18 protein-coding genes and 1 tRNA gene are annotated in these 24,582 nt (G+C 68.5%); 5 read left to right on the top strand and 14 right to left on the bottom strand.

Annotation, left to right across the window (positions count from 1 at the left end):
• Nucleotides 1-413: 413 nt before the first annotated feature.
• From AC4D12_RS03225 to AC4D12_RS03205, 5 genes are all read right to left on the bottom strand, one after another.
• Complete coding sequence (locus AC4D12_RS03225; RefSeq protein ID WP_490948334.1) at nucleotides 414-4,307, bottom strand: DNA-directed RNA polymerase subunit beta'; 3,894 nt, start codon at nucleotides 4,305-4,307, stop codon at nucleotides 414-416.
• 187 nt (nucleotides 4,308-4,494) lie between these two features.
• A complete protein-coding gene (rpoB, locus tag AC4D12_RS03220; RefSeq protein ID WP_490948333.1) occupies nucleotides 4,495-8,004 on the bottom strand; it encodes a DNA-directed RNA polymerase subunit beta in 3,510 nt (1,169 codons plus the stop codon).
• Nucleotides 8,005-8,296: 292 nt separating this feature from the next.
• Entirely contained in the window at nucleotides 8,297-9,931 is a 1,635-nt protein-coding gene (gene crtI, locus AC4D12_RS03215) for a phytoene desaturase family protein (protein WP_490948332.1), read from the bottom strand.
• On the bottom strand, nucleotides 9,928-10,827 hold the full coding sequence (locus AC4D12_RS03210) for a phytoene/squalene synthase family protein (protein WP_490948331.1): 900 nt from the start codon (nucleotides 10,825-10,827) through the stop codon (nucleotides 9,928-9,930). Before AC4D12_RS03210 ends, crtI begins: the two co-directional genes overlap by 4 nt.
• Nucleotides 10,828-11,889: a polyprenyl synthetase family protein gene (locus tag AC4D12_RS03205; RefSeq protein ID WP_490948330.1), complete on the bottom strand. Its 1,062-nt coding sequence runs from the start codon at nucleotides 11,887-11,889 to the stop codon at nucleotides 10,828-10,830.
• A gap of 145 nt (nucleotides 11,890-12,034) precedes the next feature.
• On the opposite strand from AC4D12_RS03205, the gene idi reads away from it, so the two are divergent.
• Both idi and AC4D12_RS03195 read left to right on the top strand, forming a co-directional pair.
• Nucleotides 12,035-12,622, top strand: a complete 588-nt coding sequence (idi, locus tag AC4D12_RS03200; RefSeq protein ID WP_490948329.1) for an isopentenyl-diphosphate Delta-isomerase — start codon at nucleotides 12,035-12,037, stop codon at nucleotides 12,620-12,622.
• An 81-nt stretch (nucleotides 12,623-12,703) separates the two neighbouring features.
• Nucleotides 12,704-13,903: an acetyl-CoA C-acetyltransferase gene (locus AC4D12_RS03195; protein ID WP_490948328.1), complete on the top strand. Its 1,200-nt coding sequence runs from the start codon at nucleotides 12,704-12,706 to the stop codon at nucleotides 13,901-13,903.
• A gap of 178 nt (nucleotides 13,904-14,081) precedes the next feature.
• Here the strand turns inward: AC4D12_RS03195 and rplL are convergent, their stop codons facing one another.
• From rplL to AC4D12_RS03160, 7 genes are all read right to left on the bottom strand, one after another.
• The gene (gene rplL, locus AC4D12_RS03190; protein ID WP_490948327.1) at nucleotides 14,082-14,459 is read right to left on the bottom strand and encodes a 50S ribosomal protein L7/L12; all 378 of its coding nucleotides are present in this window, start codon (nucleotides 14,457-14,459) and stop codon (nucleotides 14,082-14,084) included.
• A 59-nt stretch (nucleotides 14,460-14,518) separates the two neighbouring features.
• Nucleotides 14,519-15,169, bottom strand: a complete 651-nt coding sequence (rplJ, locus tag AC4D12_RS03185; protein WP_490948326.1) for a 50S ribosomal protein L10 — start codon at nucleotides 15,167-15,169, stop codon at nucleotides 14,519-14,521.
• A gap of 431 nt (nucleotides 15,170-15,600) precedes the next feature.
• The gene (gene rplA, locus AC4D12_RS03180) at nucleotides 15,601-16,305 is read right to left on the bottom strand and encodes a 50S ribosomal protein L1 (RefSeq protein WP_490948325.1); all 705 of its coding nucleotides are present in this window, start codon (nucleotides 16,303-16,305) and stop codon (nucleotides 15,601-15,603) included.
• A gap of 147 nt (nucleotides 16,306-16,452) precedes the next feature.
• Nucleotides 16,453-16,884, bottom strand: a complete 432-nt coding sequence (rplK, locus tag AC4D12_RS03175; RefSeq protein ID WP_490948323.1) for a 50S ribosomal protein L11 — start codon at nucleotides 16,882-16,884, stop codon at nucleotides 16,453-16,455.
• 122 nt (nucleotides 16,885-17,006) lie between these two features.
• On the bottom strand, nucleotides 17,007-17,951 hold the full coding sequence (nusG, locus tag AC4D12_RS03170) for a transcription termination/antitermination protein NusG (protein WP_490948322.1): 945 nt from the start codon (nucleotides 17,949-17,951) through the stop codon (nucleotides 17,007-17,009).
• Between the two features lie 101 nt (nucleotides 17,952-18,052).
• Nucleotides 18,053-18,310 (bottom strand): preprotein translocase subunit SecE, encoded by a 258-nt coding sequence (gene secE, locus AC4D12_RS03165; RefSeq protein WP_490948321.1) that lies wholly within the window; start codon nucleotides 18,308-18,310, stop codon nucleotides 18,053-18,055.
• Nucleotides 18,311-18,463: 153 nt separating this feature from the next.
• Nucleotides 18,464-18,536, bottom strand: a tRNA-Trp gene (locus tag AC4D12_RS03160).
• 283 nt (nucleotides 18,537-18,819) lie between these two features.
• On the opposite strand from AC4D12_RS03160, the gene AC4D12_RS03155 reads away from it, so the two are divergent.
• Nucleotides 18,820-20,046, top strand: a complete 1,227-nt coding sequence (locus AC4D12_RS03155) for a pyridoxal phosphate-dependent aminotransferase (protein ID WP_490948320.1) — start codon at nucleotides 18,820-18,822, stop codon at nucleotides 20,044-20,046.
• A 76-nt stretch (nucleotides 20,047-20,122) separates the two neighbouring features.
• Here the strand turns inward: AC4D12_RS03155 and AC4D12_RS03150 are convergent, their stop codons facing one another.
• Nucleotides 20,123-20,833, bottom strand: coding sequence for a response regulator (locus tag AC4D12_RS03150; protein WP_490948770.1), 711 nt, complete (start codon nucleotides 20,831-20,833; stop codon nucleotides 20,123-20,125).
• 181 nt (nucleotides 20,834-21,014) lie between these two features.
• Nucleotides 21,015-22,433, bottom strand: a complete 1,419-nt coding sequence (locus AC4D12_RS03145) for an ATP-binding protein (protein WP_490948319.1) — start codon at nucleotides 22,431-22,433, stop codon at nucleotides 21,015-21,017.
• Nucleotides 22,434-22,557: 124 nt separating this feature from the next.
• Here AC4D12_RS03145 and AC4D12_RS03140 point away from each other — a divergent pair, with 124 nt between their 5' ends.
• Together AC4D12_RS03140 and AC4D12_RS03135 are read left to right on the top strand one after the other, a co-directional pair.
• Complete coding sequence (locus AC4D12_RS03140; protein WP_490948318.1) at nucleotides 22,558-24,285, top strand: PspC domain-containing protein; 1,728 nt, start codon at nucleotides 22,558-22,560, stop codon at nucleotides 24,283-24,285.
• Entirely contained in the window at nucleotides 24,282-24,578 is a 297-nt protein-coding gene (locus AC4D12_RS03135; RefSeq protein WP_490948317.1) for a hypothetical protein, read from the top strand. Before AC4D12_RS03140 ends, AC4D12_RS03135 begins: the two co-directional genes overlap by 4 nt.
• The last annotated feature ends 4 nt before the right edge of the window (nucleotides 24,579-24,582 follow it).

The following is a 24,582-nucleotide window of genomic DNA, read 5'->3' as shown; positions in this document are numbered from 1 at the left end:
CTCAGGGCCGCACCATCCAGAGGCCGGGATGATCAGTCGTTTGCGCACTGCCGGGGAGCTGCCGAAACGACTGCAGGCGTGCAAAAGCGTGGCATTCGTTGTACAACCTACGTACAACACGGAGATACGTTTCGCAACGCCAATCCACTGCCACACAAACAATTACGCCCCAGTCTACCAGAGCGTGGACGGTGGCCCGCCAGGCGCCCTCCCCCGAGCCCGACCTGCACAGGCCTGGAAGGCCTCGCGTCTGTCGCCGGCCATGCCGTCGAACCTCGAGGGCACGGACCCGGAGACGACACAGGCCCCGGACCAGATGGTCCGGGGCCCGTCTCCCCGGTCCCGACGGCGGCGGTGCGTCGGCGGGGCCGGGAGGTGTCGCCGGGAGCACTGCTCCCGGCGACGACGACGTCCTAGCGGAAGTCGCCGTTACCCATGTCGTAGTCGTCCAGCGGGATCGCGTGGAACTCGGGGCTGAGGCCACCCTCGACACCGGCGTAGTCGAAGTCGCTGAACGCGCTCGGACCGGTGAAGAGGTTCGCCTTCGCTTCCTCGGTGGGCTCGACCGTGACCTTCGTGTAGCGGTCCAGGCCGGTACCGGCCGGGATGAGCTTACCGATGATGACGTTCTCCTTGAGGCCGAGCAGCGGATCGCTCTTGCCTTCCATGGCGGCCTGCGTGAGGACACGCGTGGTCTCCTGGAAGGAAGCGGCCGACAACCACGACTCGGTGGCGAGCGACGCCTTGGTGATACCCATGAGCTCGGGACGGCCGGAGGCCGGCTTCTTGCCCTCGGACACCACGCGGCGGTTCTCGTCCTCGAAGCGGCGACGCTCGGCCAGCTCACCGGGGAGCAGGTCCGATTCGCCGGACTCGATCACGGTGACGCGACGGAGCATCTGCCGGACGATGACTTCCACGTGCTTGTCGTGGATGCCGACGCCCTGGCTGCGGTACACGCGCTGGACCTCGTCCACCAGGAACTCCTGGGCCTTACGGGGGCCGAGGATCCGGAGGATCTGCTTCGGGTCCACCGCACCGAAGACGAGCTGCTGCCCGACCTCGACGTGGTCGCCGTCGGACACCAGGAGGCGTGCACGGCGCAGGACCGGGTACGCGATCTCCTCGGACCCGTCGTCGGGCGTGACCACCAGGCGAAGCTGCTTCTCGGCATCCTCGATGGTGACGCGGCCGGAGACCTCGGAGATCGGGGCGACACCCTTGGGGGTACGCGCCTCGAACAGCTCCTGGATACGGGGCAGACCCTGGGTGATGTCCTCCGCCGATGCCACACCACCGGTGTGGAACGTACGCATGGTCAGCTGCGTGCCGGGCTCACCGATGGACTGTGCGGCGATGATGCCGACGGCCTCTCCGATGTCCACTGTCTTGCCGGTCGCGAGCGAGCGGCCGTAGCAGAGGGCACACGTGCCGACGCTGGACTCGCAGGTCAGGACCGAGCGGACCTTGATGTCGGTGACACCGGCCTCGAAGAGCTCGCCGATGACGACGTCCCCGAGGTCCGATCCCGCGGCTGCCAGGACGGCGCCCTTGGAGTCGACGACGTCGGTCGCCAGCGTACGGGCGTACGCCGAGTTCTCGACCTCCTCGTGCAGCACCAGCTCGCCGTCGGCGTTCGGCACGGCGATGACGACCTTCAGGCCACGCTCCGTACCGCAGTCGTCCTCGCGGACGATGACGTCCTGCGAGACGTCGACCAGGCGACGCGTCAGGTACCCCGAGTTGGCGGTACGCAGAGCGGTGTCGGCCAGACCCTTACGGGCACCGTGCGTGGCGATGAAATACTCCAGGACCGACAGGCCCTCGCGGTACGAGGACTTGATCGGGCGCGGGATGATCTCGCCCTTCGGGTTGGCCACGAGGCCACGGATACCGGCGATCTGGCGGACCTGCAGCCAGTTACCACGGGCGCCGGAGGACACCATGCGGTTGATGGTGTTGTCCTTCGGCATGGCGGCGCGCATGGACGCGGCGACCTCGTTGGTCGCCTTGTTCCAGATGTCGATGAGCTCCTGACGGCGCTCCTCGTCGGCGATCAGGCCCTTGTCGAACTGCGACTGGACCTTGGCGGCCTGCGTCTCGTAGCCCTCCATGATCCCGGCCTTGTTGATGGGCGCGGAGATGTCCGAGATGGCGACGGTGACGCCCGAGCGGGTTGCCCAGTAGAAGCCGGCGTCCTTCAGGTTGTCCAGCGTGGCAGCCGTGACGACCTTCGGGTACCGCTCCGCGAGATCGTTGACGATCGTCGAGAGCTGGCCCTTGTCGGCGACCTTCTCCACCCAGGGGTAGTCCAGTGGAAGCGTCTCGTTGAACAGGACCTGCCCGAGGGAGGTCTCGATGAGCGCGGGCGTACCCGGCTCCCAGCCCTCGGGAGCGGCAATGTCGGCGCTCGGCACGAAGTTGTCCACGCGGATCCGGACCACCGAGTTGAGGTGGAGCGAGCCCATGTCGAAGGCCATGATGGCCTCGGCCATGCTGGTGAACACGCGACCCTCGCCGGCACTTCCCTCACGCTTGGTGGTGAGGTGGTGCAGACCGATGATCATGTCCTGCGAGGGCAGGGTGACCGGACGGCCGTCGGACGGCTTCAAGATGTTGTTCGAGGAGAGCATCAGGATGCGCGCCTCGGCCTGGGCCTCGGGGCTCAGCGGCAGGTGGACTGCCATCTGGTCGCCGTCGAAGTCAGCGTTGAAGGCACCACAGACCAGCGGGTGGAGCTGGAGTGCCTTGCCCTCGACGAGCTGCGGCTCGAACGCCTGGATGCCGAGACGGTGCAGGGTGGGTGCACGGTTCAGCAGCACGGGGTGCTCGGTGATGATCTCCTCGAGCACGTCCCACACCTGGGGGCGGTAGCGCTCGACCATGCGCTTGGCGCTCTTGATGTTCTGCGCGTGGTTGAGGTCCACCAGGCGCTTCATCACAAACGGCTTGAAGAGCTCCAGGGCCATCTGCTTGGGCAGACCGCACTGGTGCAGCTTCAGCTGCGGGCCGACGACGATGACCGAACGGCCCGAGTAGTCGACGCGCTTGCCGAGGAGGTTCTGGCGGAAACGACCCTGCTTGCCCTTCAGCATGTCCGAGAGGGACTTCAGGGGACGGTTGCCCGGTCCGGTGACAGGACGGCCACGACGACCGTTGTCGAACAGGGAGTCGACCGCTTCCTGCAGCATGCGCTTCTCGTTGTTGACGATGATCTCGGGGGCACCGAGATCGAGCAGGCGCTTGAGGCGGTTGTTGCGGTTGATGACACGGCGGTACAGGTCGTTGAGGTCGGACGTCGCGAAACGGCCACCGTCGAGCTGGACCATCGGGCGCAGCTCCGGCGGGATCACCGGCACGGCGTCGAGGACCATGCCCAGCGGGCTGTTCGTCGTCGTCAGGAAGGCGTTGACCACCTTGAGTCGCTTCAGGGCACGCGTCTTGCGCTGGCCCTTGCCGTTTTGGATGACGTCGCGGAGCATCTCTGCCTCGGCGGGCATGTCGAAGTTCTCGAGGCGCTTCTTGATCGCCTCGGCACCCATGGAGCCCTCGAAGTACAATCCGTAGCGGTCACGGAGCTCGCGGTACAGGCCCTCGTCACCTTCGAGGTCGGCGACCTTGAGGGTCTTGAACCGCTCCCACACCTGGACCAGGCGCTCGATGTCGGCATCCGCGCGCTTGCGGACGTTCGCCATCTGGCGGTCGGCGGAGTCGCGGGCCTTCTTCTTGTCGGCGGCCTTGGCGCCCTCTCCCTCGAGACGGGCGAGCTCGTCCTCGAGGTCCTTGGCGATCGCGGCGATGTCGGAGTCGCGCTGGTCCGTCATCTGCTTCTTCTCGAGGTCGTGCTCGGCCTGGAGGTTCGGCAGTTCGGTGTGGCGGTTCTCCTCGTCGACCGAGGTGATCATGTACGCGGCGAAGTAGATGACCTTTTCGAGGTCCTTCGGAGCGAGATCCAGCAGGTAGCCCAGACGTGAGGGCACGCCCTTGAAGTACCAGATGTGCGTGACGGGAGCGGCGAGCTCGATGTGCCCCATGCGCTCACGGCGCACCTTCGCACGCGTCACCTCGACGCCGCAGCGCTCACAGATGATGCCCTTGAAGCGCACGCGCTTGTACTTGCCGCAGTAGCACTCCCAGTCACGGGAAGGGCCGAAGATCTTCTCGCAGAAGAGGCCGTCCTTCTCGGGCTTGAGCGTGCGGTAGTTGATGGTTTCCGGCTTCTTGACCTCGCCGTAGGACCAACCGCGGATTTCGTCCGCGGTGGCAAGGCCGATTCGCATGAGGCCGAAGGAGGATTCGCTGGACATAGGGTCCCTGTTCTCTCTTTGTTCTCTAAATTCTTGAAGTCTCGTGGGGTGCGGCGGGGAGTTGAGTCCCCCACCGGTCCAGGGAGGTGCCCGGAGGAAGGCGGCTTTAATATTTCAAGGCCGCCTGCGGCCGCAGAAATTTCGTTGCCGCCGTTCCGGGTACCGGACTGGACCGGTCGGGTGAAACCTAAACTTCCTCGACAGAACTCGGCTCGGCCCGTGAGAGGTCGATGCCCAGTTCCTCCGCGGCCCGGAAGACTTCTTCATCCGAGTCACGCATTTCAATCGTGGTGCCGTCGGTGGAGAGGACTTCCACGTTCAGGCAGAGCGACTGCATTTCCTTGATGAGGACCTTGAAGGACTCGGGGACACCCGGCTCGGGGATGTTCTCGCCCTTGACGATGGCCTCGTACACCTTGACGCGTCCGTGGATGTCGTCCGACTTGATCGTCAGGAGTTCCTGCAGCGTGTACGCCGCACCGTAGGCCTCGAGGGCCCACACCTCCATCTCACCGAAGCGCTGGCCACCGAACTGCGCCTTACCACCCAGCGGCTGCTGCGTGATCATCGAGTACGGGCCGGTGGAACGGGCGTGGATCTTGTCGTCCACCAGGTGGTGGAGCTTCAGGATGTACATGTAGCCGACGGAGATCGGGTCGGGGAACGGCTCGCCGGAGCGGCCGTCGAACAGACGCGCCTTGCCGGATTCGCCGATCAGGCGGTCGCCGTCGCGGGTCACGTTCGTGGAGCCGAGGAGGCCGACGATCTCGTCCTCGGTGGCGCCGTCGAACACAGGGGTGGCGACGGTGGTGGTGTCGATCTCACGGGGCAGGTTCGGGAGGTTCTTCAACCACTCCGGGTTGCCGTCGATCTTCCAGCCCTGCTTGGCGGCCCAGCCGAGGTGGATCTCGAGCACCTGGCCCACGTTCATGCGTCCGGGGACGCCGAGCGGGTTGAGCACGATGTCCACGGGCGTGCCGTCCTCGAGGAACGGCATGTCCTCGATCGGCAGGATCTTGGAGATGACGCCCTTGTTGCCGTGGCGACCGGCGAGCTTGTCGCCGTCCGTGATCTTGCGCTTCTGCGCCACGTACACGCGGACGAGCTGGTTGACGCCCGGGGGCAGCTCGTCGTCGTTGTCGCGATCGAAGATGCGCACGCCGATGACAGTTCCCGACTCACCGTGGGGGACCTTCAGCGAGGTGTCGCGGACTTCACGGCTCTTCTCGCCGAAGATGGCGCGCAGCAGGCGCTCCTCCGGGGTCAGCTCGGTCTCGCCCTTCGGGGTGACACGACCGACGAGGATGTCGCCGGCCTCGACCTCGGCACCGATGTGGATGATGCCGCGCTCGTCGAGGGCCCCGAGGACCTCCTCGGAGACGTTCGGGATGTCACGCGTGATCTCCTCGGCACCGAGCTTGGTGTCGCGAGCATCGACTTCGTGCTCCTCGATGTGGATCGACGTCAGGACGTCGTCCGAGACGATGCGCTGCGACAGGATGATCGCGTCCTCGAAGTTGTGACCCTCCCAGGACATGAACGCGACGAGCATGTTCTTGCCCAGCGCGAGCTCGCCCTGATCGGTCGAGGGACCGTCGGCGATGATCGTGTTGAACTCGAGGCGGTCGCCCTCGGAGACCAGGACGCGCTGGTTGTACGCGTTGCCCTGGTTCGATCGGGCGAACTTCATGATCGGGTAGTTCGTCTCGGTGCCGTCGTCGTTGAGGACGCTGACCAGATCGGCCGAGACCTCCTTGACCACACCGGCCTTCGTCGCGGTGACGGCGTCACCGGCGTCGACGGCCGCGTTCTTCTCCATGCCGGTGCCCACGAGGGGACGCTCGGAACGGAGCAGGGGAACGGCCTGGCGCTGCATGTTCGCACCCATGAGGGCGCGGTTCGCGTCGTCGTGCTCCAGGAACGGGATCATCGCGGTGGCGACGGAGACCATCTGGCGCGGGGAGACGTCCATGTACTCGACCTCGTCGGGCGTGACGAGGACGGGCTCGCCGGAGCCACCGCGGGTACGCACGAGGACCATGTCCTCGACGAACGTGTTGTCAGCGGCCAGCGGGGCGTTGGCCTGCGCGATGAGGCGTTCCACCTCGTCGTCCGCCGTCAGGTAGTCGATCTGCTCGGTGACGATGCCGTCCACGACCTTGCGGTACGGGGTCTCGATGAACCCGAACGCGTTGATGCGGCCGTAGGACGCGAGCGAACCGATGAGGCCGATGTTCGGGCCTTCAGGGGTCTCGATGGGGCACATGCGGCCGTAGTGCGACGGGTGCACGTCGCGGACCTCCATGCCGGCGCGGTCACGGGACAGACCACCCGGGCCCAGTGCGGACAGGCGACGCTTGTGCGTCAGTCCGGCGAGCGGGTTGTTCTGGTCCATGAACTGCGACAGCTGGGACGTCCCGAAGAACTCCTTGATCGCGGCGACGACGGGACGGATGTTGATCAGGGTCTGCGGCGTGATCGCCTCGACGTCCTGCGTGGTCATCCGCTCGCGGACGACGCGCTCCATGCGGGAGAGGCCCGTACGGACCTGGTTCTCGATGAGCTCGCCCACGGCGCGGATGCGACGGTTGCCGAAGTGGTCGATGTCGTCGACCTCGACGCGGAGTTCCACGTCGCCGCCGTCACGCTTGCCGCCGAGGGTCTTCTCACCGGCATGGAGCGCGACCAGGAACTTGATCATCGCGACGATGTCGTCGATGTTCAGCACCGAGGCGTCGGAGTCCGTGAGGTCCTTGTCGATGCCGAGCTTGCGGTTGATCTTGTACCGTCCGACCTTCGCGAGGTCGTAGCGCTTGGCGTTGAAGTACAGGTTGTCCAGGAGCGTCTGGGCAGCCTCGACCGTGGGGGGCTCGCCCGGTCGGAGCTTGCGGTAGATGTCCAGGAGGGCGTCCTCGCGGGTCTCCGTGGCGTCCTTCTCCATGGTGGCGCGGATGGAGTCGTACTGCCCGAACTCCTCGAGGATCTGCCCCTCGGTCCAGCCGAGGGCCTTCAGGAGCACCGTGACGGACTGCTTGCGCTTGCGGTCGAGGCGGACGCCGACCTGATCGCGCTTGTCGATCTCGAGCTCGAACCAGGCACCGCGCGACGGGATGATCTTCGCGCTGAAGATGTCCTTGTCGCTGGTCTTGTCGGCGGTGCGCTCGAAGTAGGCACCCGGCGAGCGGACGAGCTGCGACACGACGACGCGCTCGGTGCCGTTGATGACGAACGTGCCCTTGTCGGTCATGAGGGGGAAGTCACCCATGAACACGGTCTGCTGCTTGATCTCACCCGTGTTGTTGTTCATGAACTCGGCCTTGACGTACAGCGGCGCCGAGTAGGTCGCGTCGCGATCCTTGCACTCGGCCATCGTGTACTTGGGGTCCGCGAACTCGGGCTCCGAGAAGCTCAGGGACATGGTGCCCTGAAAGTCCTCGATCGGGGAGATCTCCTCGAAGATGTCGGCGAGCCCGGACGTGGTGGCCACACCCTGCAGGCCCTTCTCCAACGCCTCTTCCACGCGCACCTTCCAGCGCTCGTTGCCTACGAGCCAGTCGAAACTGTCCGTCTGCAGGGCGAGGAGGTTGGGGACGTCAAGCGGTTCGTGAATCTTTGCGAATGAGAGCCGTGGTGCGGCGCCGTCGGCGTCGACCTGGCTGGTAGCGGTTGCATTATTTGAGGTGCTCGAGGCGACCAAGAGGAGTCCTTCCACAGACCGTCAGGCTTGTCAGCGCTTCGCCTCAGCACCGCCACCGCAGGATGCTGCGGGGATCTCAGTACTCACCTGTAGTCCGTCCGCGTGAACCCGAACCGTGTGGCCAGGTAGACGACGAGAGCAGAGCAAAGCCCACCGCTATATGAAGGCTGAGGTTTAGAGGGAAGACGCAAAGACCTACACTACGGCACGCCGCAGCGAAAGTCCACTAGCCTCTTTCCCCCTGGTGCGTCAAGCCCGGCGCGCCCACTGTGGGCAGCGTCGGCGCACCCTCCTACCCCAGGGCCGGCTCCCTCAGGGGACCGGTGCTGGTGTCCCCGCGGAGACGCTTGACGATCAGCTCGGCGCTGATGAGGCACATCGGGATGCCGATGCCGGGGACGGTCGAACTGCCGGCGTAGAACAGGTTCTCGACCTTCGCGCTGCGGTTCGAGCCCCGGAAGAACGCGCTCTGCTTGAGGATGTGTGCCGGCCCGAGGGACGTGCCGCGCCAGGCGTTGAGATCCTCCGCGAAGTCCTGCGGACCGTAGCTGCGACGGACCACGATGCGTTCGGCGAGATCCGAGATGCCGGCCCAGTCGGCGATCTGCTGCACGACGGTGTCGGCCAGCTCCTCGACGCGTGCGTCTCCCCCGCCCTCGAACCCTCCCTTGCCGATGGTGACGTCGGCGGGGATGGGCACCAGCACGAAGACGTTCTCATGGCCTTCGGGCGCCACGGAGTCGTCGGTGGCGCTCGGTCGGCAGACGTAGAGGGACGCGGGCGACGGCACGGAGGTCTCCTTGCCGAAGATGCGCCCGAAATTGTCCCGCCAGTCGGTCGTGAAGAGCAGCGTGTGGTGCTCGAGCTGCGGCAGGCCCCCACGGACGCCGAGGTAGAGGAGCAGGGCGCTCGGCCCGGGCACGCGCGTGTCCCAGTACTTCTCCGGGTAGGTCTGCAGCTCGCCCGGCAGCAGCGTGGTCTCGGTGTGGTGCAGATCGGCGGCGGAGACGACGATGTCGGCGTCGATCGTCGTCGTCGCACCCTTCGAGGCGTAGGTGACCGAGCGGACCGTCGCGACCTTCCGGTCGAGGGGTGAGCGCCCGGGTGTCCGCGCGTCGGTGTCGATGGAGACGACGTCGGCCTGCGTCCGGATGTCGACGCCTGCCTCCTCGGCGACGCGGCGCATCGCCTCGATCAGCGTGGTGAAGCCGCCCATCGGGTACAGCACGCCGTCGTCGAGATCGAGGTGGCTCATCAGGTGGTACATGCTCGGTGCGTCGAACGGCGAGCTGCCGAGGAACACGGCCGGGTAGCCGAGGATCTGCTGGATCCGGGGGTCCTTGAAGCGCTTCTCGACGAAGGACTGCAGGGGTTGCAGGAGGAGCGACCCGATGCGCGGGAGCCTCCGCAGCACGTCAGGCCTGAAGAACGGCAGGAAGGACTGGAAGGTGGAGTAGAGGAAGCGCTTCTTCGCGATCTCGTAGGCGTCCTCGGCCGAGTCGAGGTAGCGCGAGAGCTGCTGGCCGGCACCGGCCTCCATGGACTCGAACAGCTTGGTGACGGCCTCGCGGTCGGCGGGGACGTCGACGGTGTCGAGGCCCTTCTCGAAGATCACCCGGTACCCGGGGTCCAGCTTCACGAGGTCAAGCTGCTCGGCGGCGCTGGTGCCCATGAGCTTGAAGAAGTGATCGATCACCTCGGGCATGAGGTACCAGGACGGGCCGGTGTCGAAGCGGAAGCCGTCCTGCTCCCACGACCCGGCGCGGCCGCCCACCTGGTCACGCTTCTCGAGCAGCGTGACGCGGTGGCCCTCCTTGGCCAGCAGGGCCGACGTCGCAAGCCCTCCGATACCGCCGCCGATGACGACGACGTCCTGTCCGCCGACGCGCGGACGTGTTCCCCTGTTCGGTGAAGCTGTCGTGGTCATGCCGTCCTCTCGTGCGCGGTGAGTCCCGGTAACGCGCGACCGGCGAAAGCTTGCGCCATGATGCGGACCTTGACCGGGTTGGGTACCCGGACGCGCGCCCTCAGGAGGTCGTCGGCGGGCGTGCGCCGCAACCGGAGGGCGAGCTCCGTGAAGAGTCCCTGGGCCAGGGCGACGGCGCGTCGCGGCGTCGCGGGGAGCCCCGGAAGGGCCGCGGCCGAGATCCTCAGGTCCTCGTCGATGTCGTCCAGCAGCCGTGCCTTGTCCGCCTCGGTGAAGCTTCCCGGGCGGACGCCGGGGAAGTAGCTGCGCCCGAGGGTCGAGAAGTCCTCCGCGAGGTCCCGCAGGAAGTTGATCTTCTGGAAGGCGGCACCGAGATGGCGGGCACCGTCGACGAGCACGGCGTCCTCCCCCGGGGTGACCGGACGGCCGACGAGGAACGCCCGCAGGCACATCAGGCCGACGACCTCCGCGGATCCGTAGACATAGAGGTCGAACGACTCCTGGGTGTGCTCGTGCTGGGTGATGTCGGCCCGCATGGACGCGAAGAAAGGACGTGTCAGGTCGACGCCGATCCCGGTGGTGCGTGCCGTGACGGCGAACGCGTGGACCACGAGGTTCGCGCTGTAGCCCGTGGCCATGGCGTGCTCCGTCTCGCGTTCGAGGCCGTCGAGCAGCGCTCGGACGCCGTCGGGCGACACACCGGCACCCGCGGCGGCGCCGTCGACGATCTCGTCGGCGACGCGCACGAGGGCGTACACGGCCTCGATGTGGCCGCGCGTGGTGCGGTCGAGGATCCGCGAGGCGAGACCGAAGGACGTCGAGTAGCAGCGGATGACCTCCGCGGAGGTCTTGAGCGCGGCGGCGTTGTACCGCGCGAGGGAGTCGTCGATGCCCACTCAGTGCACCCGGTCCACGAGCGCCGTCACCACGGGATCGAGGGCGTGCCGCATGGCAGCGGGGATCACGTCGGCGTCCAGGTGCGTCCGCGCGCGGTCCGCGTACTCCGCTGCGAGGTCCGCCGAGTACTGCTTCGCCCCGCTGTCCACGAGGACGCGGCGCACCACGTCGGCGTCGGCCGCGGACATGCCGGGGCTGCCGACGAGCGAGGAGATGCGGGACCATTCGGGCCGCGCCGCGACATAGGCGAGCAGTGCCGTTCGCTTGCCCTCGCGGAGGTCACCCCAGTTCGTCTTGCCGGTCCGGGTCTCGTTGCCGAAGACGCCGAGGAGGTCGTCGGCGATCTGGTAGGCGATCCCCGCGTCACGGCCGAAGTCGCCGAGGCGCACGATGACCTCCTCCTCCGCGCCGGCGAGGACAGCGCCGGCCTGCAGGGGACCTTCGAACGAGTACACCGAGGTCTTCAGCCGCGCCATGCGGACGATCTCGTCGAGCGGCGGCATCTCGGAGGTCAGCGACGTCTCGATGTCGAGGAACTCCCCCGCGGCCGAGGCGAACACCGCTTCGTCGAAGATGTCACCGAGGCTGCGGCGCATCGCCGGCTCCGCATGGACGCGGTCCAGCAGACGGTGGGCGTTGGAGAGGGCGAGGTCACCGGCCACCACGCCCGCGGAGATGCCGATGTGCTGCGCGCCTGCGGGAGCGATGCCCGCCGCCTCCGCGAGATTGCGGTACCGGCCGGACACGTTGGGGATGCCGCGGCGCACGAAGTCCCGATCGATGACGTCGTCGTGCACGATCAGTGCGGTGTGCAGCAGCTCGAACGCGGCGCCGAGAACGGCGGCGTTCTCGAGGTCACGCCCGCCGAGCGTCTGGTAGGCGGACATCACCAGGCGCGGACGGAACCGTTTGCCGCCGGCGGTGCACCGCTCGAGGGTCTCCCAGAGCGCGTGGTACCCGGGGCCGATCTTCGCGGCGCGGACCTTCGACTCCTCGAACAGACGCTCGAGGGCACCCTCGACCTGCTGGAGCCCGGCGGGCTCGACCAGCAGAGTGTCCATGTCCATAGGTAAAGTAAACAACGGATGAGGCGCGCCTGACGAAACGCGGACGGACGACGGCGGCCCACGGGCCCGAGCCGACGGGCCGCGGGGTGCACGGACGAGCAGCGGGAAGAGAGCCATGATGGCGAGCGAAGCAGGGACGATGCAGCAGGACGTCACGGGCGGCACGGCCGCGGACGGCGCCACCGAACTGGTGGTCCTGCTCGCCGAGGACGGCACTCCGCTCGGGACGCACGAGAAGGCGACCGTCCACACCCTCGACACCCCGCTGCACCTCGCGTTCTCCACCCACGTCTACGACGACGCCGGCCGCATCCTGGTCACGCGCCGTGCGCTGGGCAAGAAGGCCTGGCCCGGCGTCTGGACCAACTCGTTCTGCGGACACCCCGCCCCTGGTGAGGCCTTCGAGGACGCCGTGCGTCGTCGCGCGGCGCAGGAGCTCGGTTTCACCGTCCGCGACATCAGGCCGGCCCTGCCGGACTTCCGGTACCGGGCGGTCGACGCCTCGGGGATCGTCGAGAACGAGATCTGCCCGGTGTACACGGCGATGGCCGACAGTGCGGTCGATCCGCTGCCCGACGAGGTCATGGACGTGCAGTGGGTCGACGCCGCGGAGCTCGTCCGGGCCGTCACCGCCACCCCCTGGGCCTTCAGCCCGTGGCTCACCCTCCAGCTCCCCCTGCTCTACCCGCAGGGCGCCGACGGGCCCGGGCCACGCACGTCCGCCTGACGCTCCACCCCCGCACGATACGCCCCGGGGCAGCGCCCCAGGACACCACGGCATCATTCAAGGACGAAAGAGAGCATCGCCATGGCGACACCCACGCCCGCACCCGACGACGTCGTGATCGTGGGAGGTGCCCGGACACCCCAGGGGCGCCTCAACGGTCAGCTCGCGTCCTTCACCGCCGTCGAGCTCGGCGCACTCGCCATCCGGGGCGCGCTCGAGCGCTCGGGTGTCGACCCCGCGTCCGTGGGCGCCGTCCTGATGGGTCACGTGGTCCAGGCGGGGTGCGGTCAGAACCCGGCGCGGCAGTCCGCCGTGAAGGCGGGCGTCCCCTGGAACGTCCCCGCGACCACCCTGAACAAGGTCTGCCTCTCCGGGCTCACCGCTGTCATCGACGCCGCGCGCCTGATCCGGGCCGGCGAGGCCGACGTGGTGGTCGCCGGTGGGCAGGAATCGATGACGCGAGGGCCTCACCTGCTGCCCGGCTCGCGCCAGGGCTGGACCTACGGATCCATCCAGGCGCTCGACTCCGTGGCCCACGACGGCCTGACCGACGCCTTCGACGCCGAGTCGATGGGCGCCTCCACCGAGCGCGGCAACGTGCGGCTGGAGATCGACCGCGCTGCGCAGGACGGCGTGGCCGCGGCGTCCCACCAGCGTGCCGCAGCGGCGACGGAGAGCGGCGTCCTGGCCGAGGAGATCGTGGCCGTCACGGTGAAGCAGCGCAAGGGCGACGACCTCGTCCTCACCACGGACGAAGGCATCCGACCGGCCACCACGGTGGAATCACTCGGTGCCCTGCGGCCGGCGTTCAACCCCGATGGCGCCATCACGGCGGGCAACTCGTCGCCGCTGTCCGACGGCGCCGCAGCGCTCGTGCTCACCTCGCGGTCCTACGCGGAAGAGGCGGGGCTGACCGTCCTCGCCGTCGTCGGGAAGCCCGGTCAGGTCGCCGGACCGGACAACACCCTGCACTCACAACCGTCGGCGGCGATCGCGCAGGCGCTGGAGCGCGCGGGCTGGACGGCGGCGGAGCTCGACTTCATCGAGATCAACGAGGCCTTCGGATCGGTGGCCGTGCAGTCGCTGAAGGATCTCGGGTACCCGCTCGAGCAGTGCAACATCCACGGAGGCGCGATCGCCCTCGGCCACCCGATCGGCGCATCAGGTGCGCGCCTGGCCCTGCATGCGGCCATGGAGCTCACGCGTCGCGGTGGAGGGCGGTCGGCGGTAAGCCTGTGCGGCGGCGGCGGCCAGGGCGAGGCCCTGCTGCTCTGGCGCTAGCCCCTCCCCGACGCCCCCGACCGCGGCGACCCCCTGGCCTGACCTCCGGGCACAAGCCACCCGCGTCCGCGCCGGAGCCGGAGGGGACCCGCTGAGAACATGAAAGGCCCCGCTTCGCAGGAAGCGGGGCCTTTCGGGTGATGCGTGTCCCGTCGAACGGGACGATGCGTCGGTACTACTACTTGAGCGTGACGGTGGCGCCGGCAGCCTCGAGGGACTCCTTGGCCTTCTCGGCAGCTTCCTTCGTTGCGCCCTCGAGGACGGCCTTGGGCGCGCTGTCGACGACGTCCTTGGCTTCCTTGAGGCCGAGCGAGGTGAGCGCGCGAACTTCCTTGATCACTGCGATCTTCTTGTCGCCTGCAGCCTCGAGGATGACGTCGAATGCCGTCTGCTCCTCTTCGACTGCGTCGGCGCCGCCACCGGCGGGGCCTGCGACGGCGACCGCAGCAGCGGTCACGTCGAAGGTCTCCTCGAACAACTTGACGAAGTTCGAGAGTTCGATGATGGACAGTTCCTTGAAAGCTTCGATGAGCTCTTCGTTGGTGAGCTTCGCCATGAGTGGCGTCCTTCCGTTAGTGGTGCTGGGCACCGTGAGCATGAGGGGGTCGAGAAGAACTACGCCTGTTCGGGCGCAGCGGCTTCCTCGGCAGCGGGGGCTTCAGGAGCAGCGTCTGCGGGTGCAGCAGCTTCCTCTGCGGCGGGGGCTTCGGGAGCGGCGTCTGCAGGAGCAGCAGCTTCCTCGGCGGCGGGGGTTCCGGCGTCGTCCGCCGATGCGGCTCCGCCTTCTTCCTCGAGCTTGACCCGCAGGGCGTCGGCAGTCCGCGCGAGAGCGGACATCGGTGCCTTGAGGACGGCTGCGACGCGCGAGAGCTGGAGCTCACGTGATTCGAGTGCTGCCAGGGCGACGACCTCGGAGGCCTCGAGAGCCTTGCCCTCGAAGATGCCGGTCTTGATGATGAGCTTCGGGTTGGCTTTCGCGAAATCCGTGAGGCTCTTCGCTGCTGCAACGGCGTCGCCCTTGATGAAGGCGATCGCGGTGGGTCCGGACAGCTGGCCTTCGAACGCGTCGATGCCTGCTTCCTTCGCCGCGATGCCGGTCAGGGTGTTCTTGACGACCGAGAACTTGGTGTCGGCACCGAGGGCGCGACGCAGTTCCTTCAGCTTTGCAACGGTGAGTCCACGGTATTCGGTCAGGACAGCAGCGGTGGATTCGTTGAAATCGGTGGTGATCTCATCCACTGCGGAAACCTTTGTAGGCGTTGCCATAACCCTCCTTCCGGGAATAGGCGCCGGGCGTGCCAGCCCCAATAAAAAACGCCCCGTGCAGATGCACGGGGCTGGGCTCGACACGGGCGCAAGGCCGGTGGGGAGAAGCTTCGTTCACCTGCGTAGGCCGTCCCTCACGGGAACTTTCGGATCCTCGTCCTTCTTCATCACGACGCACGGGTGCGCTGCTCGGAAGCGGAAAGGGATCGACCGACGGTCTTTGGTCCTCCAAGCGTACGGGACGCCGGGAGTGCTCACCAAATCAGGCCGTCGCGGTGACCTTCTGCCAGCCCGCGGTGCGTCCGGACGGACGGAACCCCAGCGCCGTATTGACGTCGAGCATGAAGGCGTTCTCCTCCGCGTTCCACCTCCCGGGCACAGAAAAGCCCCGCGGCGCATGCCGCAGGGCTTTTCCGTGAGCGTGGGTCGACCTAGACGGCGAACACCTTGGTGACGGCCGGGTCGACCGGGATGCCGGGACCGAAAGTCGTCGAGACGGTCGCCTTCTGGATGTAGCGTCCCTTCGAGGCCGACGGCTTGAGGCGGAGGATCTCCTCGAGCGCCGCAGCGTAGTTCTCGCCCAGCTGCTGCTCCTGGAAGGAGACCTTGCCGATGATGAAGTGGAGGTTCGAGTGCTTGTCCACGCGGAAGTCGATCTTTCCGCCCTTGATGTCGGTGACCGCCTTCGCGACGTCGGCCGTGACCGTGCCGGTCTTCGGGTTCGGCATCAGGTTGCGGGGGCCGAGGATCTTTCCGAGGCGTCCCACCTTGCCCATGAGGTCCGGGGTCGCAACGGCGGCGTCGAAGTCGGTCCAGCCGCCCGAGACCTTCTCGATCATGTCGTCGGAACCGACGAAGTCGGCGCCGGCAGCGATCGCGGCCTCTGCCTTCTCACCGGTGGCGAAGACCAGGACGCGGGCGGTCTTGCCCGTGCCGTGGGGAAGGTTCACCGTTCCGCGAACCATCTGGTCCGCCTTACGGGGGTCCACTCCGAGGCGGAGTGACACCTCGACCGTGGCGTCGAACGAGGAGGGGTTGGTCTCCTTCGCGAGGACGACCGCCTCAAGGGGGGCGTAGTGCTTGTCCGCCTCGATCTTCGCGGCGGCTCCTCGATATGCTTTGCTGCGCTGTGCCATCTGCTTGTTCTCCTTATGCAGTCGTGGTCGTCGGACCGCGCTGGGCCCTGCCACTCACGCCGTCGTACGCCGGAGCGTCGTCGTCGTGCCGTCTGGTGGTGGTGTGCCCTGGCCGGAGGGACCGGCCGGGGCGGATGTCGAGGTGCGTCAGCCCTCGACCGTGATGCCCATGGAGCGGGCGGTGCCGGCGATGATCTTGGCAGCTGCCTGGACGTCGTTGGCGTTGAGGTCGTCCATCTTCATGGTGGCGATCTCCTCGACCTGCGCGTTGGTCAGCTTGGCGACCTTCACCGTGTGGGGCGTGCCCGATCCCTTGGCGACTCCGGCTGCCTTCTTGATGAGCTCGGCTGCCGGCGGGGTCTTGGTGATGAAGGTGAACGAGCGGTCCTCGTACACCGTGATCTCCACGGGGATGACGTTGCCGCGCTGGGACTCCGTGGCGGCGTTGTACGCCTTGCAGAATTCCATGATGTTGACACCGTGCTGACCGAGCGCGGGACCAATGGGAGGAGCCGGGTTGGCGGCGCCTGCATTGATCTGCAGCTTGATGAGGCCGGTGACCTTTTTCTTGGGGGCCATGAAAGGGTCCTTCTCTTGCATTGCGATCCCGCGGGACAGGAGCGTCCGCGCGGGGTGGTGGCCGTCATGGCGTGACGGCCTGACGTCGCTCCCCGGCTAAGCGAGCCGGGAGGCGACGAAGCTTACTGGATCTTCGTGACCTGCGTGTACGAGAGCGTGACCGGGGTCTCGCGCTCGAAGATCGAGACCAGCACGACGAGCTGCTGCGACTCGTGCTTGATCTCGGAGATGGTGGCCTGGAGGGTCTCGAAGGGGCCCTCGTTGACGGTCACGGGCTCGCCGACCGTGAAGTTGACCGTCGCCGGGGTGAAAGCGGGCTGGACCGGCTTGCCCGACTCGGCGTCCATGTGGACGATCGTGTGCTCGAGCATCGAGAAGACCTCGGACAGGCTGAGCGGAACGGGGTTGTGAGCGTTGCCCACGAAGCCCGTGACGCCCGGCGTGTGGCGCACGGCGCCCCAGGACTCGTCCGTCAGTTCCATCCGCACGAGCACGTAGCCCGGGATGCGCACGCGGTTGACGATCTTCCGCTGCGTGTTCTTGATCTCGACGACCTCTTCCATCGGGACCTGGATCTCGTAGATGAAATCCTCCATGTCCAGCGTCTGGATACGGGTCTCGAGGTTGGCCTTCACGCGGTTCTCGTAGCCGGCGTAGGAGTGGATGACGTACCAGTCACCGTCCTGGCGACGGAGCTTGGCCTTAAACTCAGCTACGGGATCGACGACGGGAGCCTCCTCGGCGTCCGCGTCCTCCGAACCGTCGGCATCGGGGTCGGTCTCCTCGGAGTCGGCCCCGTCCTCGGTGTCGACCCCGTCCTCGGTGTCGACCCCGTCAGCTCCGGCCTCGTCGATGCCGAGCTCGTCGGATCCGGCGGTCGGGTCGGCCTCGACGTCGTCCGCGAGCAGGCCGTCCTCGGCAGCGACGTCGGTCGCTGTGGGGTAGGCGTCGGAATCGTCAGCAGGCACGTCGGAGGCGGGGGCCTCGACCTCCCCCTCCGTTCCGTACTCCTCGTTCTCCAGACCATCTTCGGGAGTGATCTGCCGTTCGAGTTCTTGCTCGGACACCTAGCCGCCTGCTTTCTGACATTCTTCGGGAGTTGTTCTGCTTGCGTACGCTCGGGCGCCGCCTCGGATCCTACGGAGGACCGTCGACCGGGGTCGCGGCGTCAGTTGCCGCCGAACACCCAGATCGCCCCGCGCCCGAACAGGAGGTCCAGGCCGGTCACGAGGAGCATCATGATGACCACGAAGACGAGCACGGTGATGGTGAACCTGACCAGTTCCCGGCGGGTCGGGGTGACCACCTTGCCGAGTTCCGCGAAGACCTGACGGATGAACAGCATGATGCGTCCGAAGAACCCTCGCGTGGGAGCCTTCTTCTCGGAAGGGCTTCCCTGGGAGCTGCTCGCAGCCGTATCGGTCACCGTCAACCTCATCAATCTGTGTGGTCTCCCAGCCGGACCACCAGTGGCGCCCTCAGCTGATCATGTTTACCGCCGCGCGGGGCCTGTGCCTGCACCGGGGCTTCGTGATCTGTTTCTGCCGTACCCTCGCCGAACATCTGCGAGGGCCACGCGCAGGGCAGACAGGACTCGAACCTGCAACCTGCGGTTTTGGAGACCGCTGCGCTACCAATTGCGCCACTACCCTTCGGGTCGTCACCATGATCGGGCCGCTCCCCGAGGGCACGAACCATCATGGTGTTTCAACACCGAGGGACAAGTCTACGCATGGAGCGGCGGAACGTCGAACCCGGGGATGGGGCGCACCGCCTCCGCGCCTCCCCGTCCGCGGCATCGCGGCGCCCTGCTCCTTCGCGTCCGCTTCATGACGGCGACCGGCACGCTGCCTTCGGCCGCCGTGAGCGCCCCGCCTAAGCTGGGAGCAGCCAACGACTCCTCCAACGCCACGGAAACGGGACCCGATGAACGCGATGACCCACGACTCCACCCGCGCAGCGCTTCCCCGGATCTCCCGGCGGATCGGGTCCATCGCGGAGTCCGCCACGCTCGCCGTCGACGGCAAGGCCAAGGCGCTGAAGGCGGCTGGACGCCCCGTGATCGGCTTCGGCGCGGGAGAACCGGACTTCCCCACACCGGACTACATCGTCGAGGCGGCCGTCGCCGCGGCCCGGCAGCCGAGATTCCACCGCTACTCCCCCGCGGGAGGCCTGCCCGAGCTCAAGCAGGCCATCGCCGAGAAGACCCTGCGGGACTCGGGCTACGCGGTGGACCCCGCGCAGGTGCTGGTGACCAACGGCGGCAAGCAGGCCGTCTACGAGGCGTTCGCGGCGCTGCTGGATCCCGGCGACGAGGTGCTGGTCCCCACGCCGTACTGGACCACCTACCCGGAGGCGATCAGGCTCGCGGGAGGCGTGCCCGTGGAGGTGTTCGCCGGCCCCGAGCAGGGATACCTCGTGACCGTCGACCAGTTCGAGGCAGCCCTGACCGAACGCACCAAGGTGCTGCTGTTCGTCTCGCCGTCCAACCCCACGGGCGCGGTGTACGGCGCCGACGCCGTCCGCGAGATCGGTGAGTGGGCCTCGGCGCGGGGCCTGTGGGTGGTGACGGACGAGATCTACGAGCACCTGACGTACGACGGCGTACCGTTCACCTCGATCGCGACGGCTGCGCCCGCGCTCGCGGACAAGGTGGTCATCCTCAACGGCGTGGCGAAGACCTATGCCATGACGGGCTGGCGCGTGGGATGGATGGTCGGCCCGACCGACCTGGTGAAGGCCGCGACGAACCTGCAGTCCCACGCGACCTCGAACGTCTCCAACGTGCCGCAGATGGCCGCCCTCGCCGCGGTGTCCGGGCCTCTGACCGCCGTCGAGGAGATGAAGGTGGCGTTCGACCGCCGTCGTCGCGCGATGGTCTCGGCGCTGGACGCGATCGACGGCGTGGACTGCCCCACCCCGCACGGTGCTTTCTACGCCTACGCCGACGTCCGCGCGCTCCTCGGCCGGAGCTTCGACGGCGTGAGGCCCGCGACCTCCGCGGAGCTGGCCGCGCTGATCCTCGAGAAGGTGGAGGTCGCGGTGGTCCCCGGCGAGGCGTTCGGGCCGAGCGGCTACCTGCGCCTCTCCTACGCACTCGGCGACGACGACCTCGCGACCGGCGTGGGCCGCCTGCAGGAGTTCCTGGGCTCCGCGACCTAGGACGCGGAGCTGCCCTCCCGGCCGCCCGGGCCACCGACGGTCCGCACACACCATCCGCACACGCCGTCCGCGGAGGTCACAGGAGCCTGCGCTCCGTGGCCCAGCGCGTGAGTTCGTGGCGGGACGAGAGCTGCAGCTTCCGGAGCACCGCGGAGACGTGCGTCTCGATCGTCTTGACCGAGATGAACAGCTCCTTCGCGGTCTCCTTGTAGCTGTAGCCCCGGGCGATCAGCCGCATGACCTCCAGTTCGCGCGCGGAGAGTCGGTCGAGCTCGTCGTCCACGGCCACGGAGGCCGTACCGAAGGCGTCGAGCACGAAGCCGGCGAGCCGGGGCGAGAACACGGCGTCCCCCGACGCGATCCGCTGGACGGCGTCGGTGATCTCGGGACCGGAGATCGTCTTGGTCACGTAACCGCGAGCGCCGGCACGGATGACCGCCACGACGTCCTCGGCCGAGTCCGAGACGCTCAACGCGAGGAACCGGGACGCCGCTCCGCGCCGGGTGCAACGGTGGATCACCTCGGCCCCGCCCCCGCCGCTCCCGCCGGGCAGGTGCACGTCGAGGAGCACGACGTCGGGCGCGGTAGCTGCGATGACCGCCTCCGCCTCCTCGACCGTCGCGGCCTCGCCGAGCACGGTGATGGCGGACCCCAGCGCGGCGCGCAGGCCCGAGCGGAAGATGCCGTGGTCGTCGACGATCACCACGGAGACCGTCGCCGGCCCTGATGACCTTGCTGCCAGGTCGCCGTCCGGCCTGCTCTCGTCCGTTCTGCTGTCCCCTGTCATGGTCCCGCCCACCTCCTCGTCCGGGTACTCCCGGACATCGTCCTCACGGTCGTTCCCGGGCGATCCTCGCATTCATCCATCCAGTCATCCACCCAATGATCCGCGCAGTTATCCGCGCGGTGATGGGTGTGTCGCCGTCCGGCCTGCTCGCGGGATCCGGTATCCCGACAGGAACAGCCCGTCATGCTCGGCCCGCGTCGACGGGCGCCGCACCGGGCTGGGAGGAGGGTGCCGCGGCCGGCGTCGTAGGAGGCATTGTCCGTGGCAGGCGCAGGCGCACCTCCGTGCCGTCGTCGTCGCTCCTGATCTCCGACGAGCCGCCGTGGCGGCGCATCCTGCTGTGGATGGACTCGCGGATGCCCGCACGGTCCGCGGGCACCGCTCCCGGATCGAACCCGGCGCCGCGATCCCGTACGAACACCTCGACGGCGTCGGGCGAGGCCTCGAGATACACCGAGACGGGCCCGCCCGCATGCCGTGCGGCATTGAGCATCGCCTCGCGGGCCGCCTGCGCCAGGGCATCCCCCGCCGGCCCCGGTTCCGCATCGCCCACGGCGACGACGGACACCGGGTGCCCGTACATGTCCTCGACCTCGCCCGCGGTGACCCTCAGGCGTTCGGCGAGGCTGCCGGGATCCCGCGCCGGGTCCGCGAACAGCCACTGGCGCAGTTCACGCTCCTGGGCGCGCGCCAGGCGCAGGACGTCGGTCTCGGAACCGGCCCTGTTCTGGATGAGCGCGAGGGTCTGCAGGACGGAGTCGTGCAGGTGCGCGGCGATCTCCGCCCGCTCCGTCTCACGGACGCGCGCCTCGCGCTCGTTCTCAAGATCCCGCCAGAAGGCGAGCCCCCACGGCGCCAGCACCAGCCCCACGCCCGCCAGGACGGCGAGGACGGCGACGACGGTCGCCACCGTCAGGGTCCACGAGCCGCTGCTGGACAGCGCCACGAGCACACCCGTGACGACCAGGACGATCCCGGCGAGAAGGCGCAGCGGACCGCCGGCCCGCTCGGCTCCCGCCCGGTCCATGACGCGGGCACGCCGGACGTCGTCCAGCTGGGACCACGCGAGGGCGGCGCCGGTGGCGACCACGGCGATGGGGACGAAGAACCCCCAGTCGACGCGCACGCCGAGCAGCTGCAGGATCACGACGGCCGCGGTGAGCAGGAGGGCCGTACCGAACAGGATCTCCCGCCGACCTGCGCCGAGCGTCCACTCCCGCCAGTGCTCGCTCGCCGACTGACCTGCGGCCCGGCCGGCCGGTGGGGTCGGAGCCCCGGACACGGCGCCGGGCTGCGATGGTGACGTGCCGCGGGCTCCTGCGGGTACGGCAGCGCCCGCCTGCGCGCCCGCGCCCGCGCCGACGACGTCGTGCATGAAGGCGGCGGGACCTGTGCGGCGCTCCGCCTGCGCCGCGCGATCCGCCGCGGTGGGGACGAAGATCCAGAGCCAGGCGTAGAGCACGAGGCCCGCGCCGGAGGCGAGGGTCAGGACGGCCATGGCCACCCGGACCCAGGACCGCTTCACTTCGAGGTGCGTGGCGAGGCCGGCGCACACGCCGGCGATCACGCCGTCGGAGCTACGGAGCAGGGCTGGTCTCACGTCCTCATGAAAGCACGCCTCCCTGCCATCATGGAGGTTCTCGGTCAGGAATCAGGGCGCTCTCAGGGTCGAGTCAGGGTAGGCCCCCATGGTCCGGGGACTCCCCCGGCGCGACGATGGAGTCATGACCTCAGCACCCACCCCAGGCGGGCCGTCCTGGCAGCACGAACCGGCCGCACCGACGGCGGAGCCTCCCGGCTCCTCCCCGTTCTTCCGCTGGATCCGCGGACTCGACATCACCAGGACCTCCGACCGCTGGATCGGCGGTGTCTCCGGGGCGATCGCGCACCGCACCGGCCTCGACCTGGCACTCGTCCGGGGGCTCATCGTGATCCTCTGCGTGTTCGGCGGTATCGGCGTGCTGCTGTACGGCCTCGCGTGGGCGTTGCTCCCCGAACCCGACGGCCGGATCCACGTGGAGCAGGCCGGTCGCGGTTCCTGGACCTCCGGGCTGACGGGTGCAGCAGCCTTCGTGGTGATCGGACTCGTCCAGCCCAACATCCCGCTCCTCGGCGACGGCGGGGCGGGCGGACTGCTCTGGGCGCTCTTCTGGATCGGCGCCGTGGTCCTGTTCGTCTACTGGATCGTCAACCGTTCAGGCCGTACGGGCGGCGCCGACGGGTCCGGTGCAGACGGAACCGGTTTCGGCGGCCCCGGTTCCGGGGGGCCCGGTTCGGGTGGACCCGGGTTCAGCGGGCCCGGCACCGGCGCCGGACCTACCCGGCCGTACGGACCGGTACCCGGCGGTCCCGTTCCCACCGGACCCGTCGGCGGGCCGGACCCGGCAGATCCCACCTCGCCAAGTCCGACGTCGGGCACGTCCACACCGGCGACGCCCGTCCATCCCGCCTCCCCGGGTGCGGGCCCAGGTGCCGAGGGGGCGAACGATGCCGCGGCACCGCCCGATGCCTCTGACGACACCGTCTCCCTGCCCTACCGTCCCGATTCCCTGACCCGCCCCCTCCCGACGCCGTTCCCGTCACCCGGTGGGCCCGCCGGCACCGCCTGGTCGGCGGAGGCCTACGGCACGCCGTCCTCCGGCTACGGGTACTCCTCCCTCTACCCACGCGGACCGGACTCCGCGGCACGGGGCGTGCCGTCGGCGCGAGCCACGCGGGTCCGTCCTGTGCGGCCCTCGGGCTCGGCGACGGCGTTGCTGATCGGCGCCGCCGTCATCGTCGCCGCGGCGGTCCTGGCGGCCGATTACCTCGGCGCCCTCGGCGTCGGGAACCCTGCTCTCATCGCGTGTGCCGCGGCCGCCGTCATCCTCGCACTGGGGGTGATCGTCCTCGGCGCACGGGGGCGCACGTCCGGTCTCGTCGGCGTCGCGGCCACCCTGGCCCTGATCGGCGGCCTCGTCGCCTCCTTCTCGTCGGCCGGCGGCGCGTGGGTCGTCGCCCGGGACAACCGGACGACGCCGGCCACCCTGCAGACCGCCGCCGAGGGCTACACCATCCTCGCCGCGGAGAGCACGATCGACCTCACCGAGGTGCAGCGACCCGACGAGGACGTCACGGTGCCGGTCACCACCCTCGTCAGCGACGTCACCGTGATCGTGCCCGAGGACGTCCCCGTCGAGGTGCGGACCCGCGTGGCACTCGGTTCCGCGGATGCCCGCGGCACGGCCGTGGACGGGGATGCCGCCCCCGCATTTCGGAGCGACGCCGGGGTCCTGGAGGTCGGCGACCGCGACCTCACGCCGGGCGCGTCCGGCCCCCGCATCCTCCTCGACGTGACAGGCGCCCTCAGCGAGGTCACCGTCCTGACCGCCTCGGCAGCCGACGGCACGTCCTCCGAGATCGCACCGCCGACCCCCAGCCCGAGCACGAGCCCAACAGGAGAGACCCCATGAGTACCGCGATCACCACCCCACCGCGCCGGGCCCGGCTCGTCACCGTCGTCTGGGGGGTGACCCTGCTGATCGGCGCGGGGCTCCTCCTCCTCGGCCCGCTCATCGCCGTCTCGATCGATCCCGTGATCGTGGCCCTCGGGCTGCTGGTCGGCGTCGGACTCGCGCTCGTGGCCGGGGGCGTCCTGTCCCTGCGGAAAGGTGGCACCACGACCGAGGACCCGACCGGCGTCGACGACCTCGACGACGACTGGCGCAGTACCTACCGGGGCGATCGCGACCCGACCGCGTACTGACCCT

The sequence above is a fragment of the Arthrobacter sp. TJ-266 genome (genome assembly GCF_058269115.1).
The sequence above is the reverse complement of the archived record's forward strand: the minus strand, read 5'-3'. Positions and strand labels throughout refer to the sequence as shown.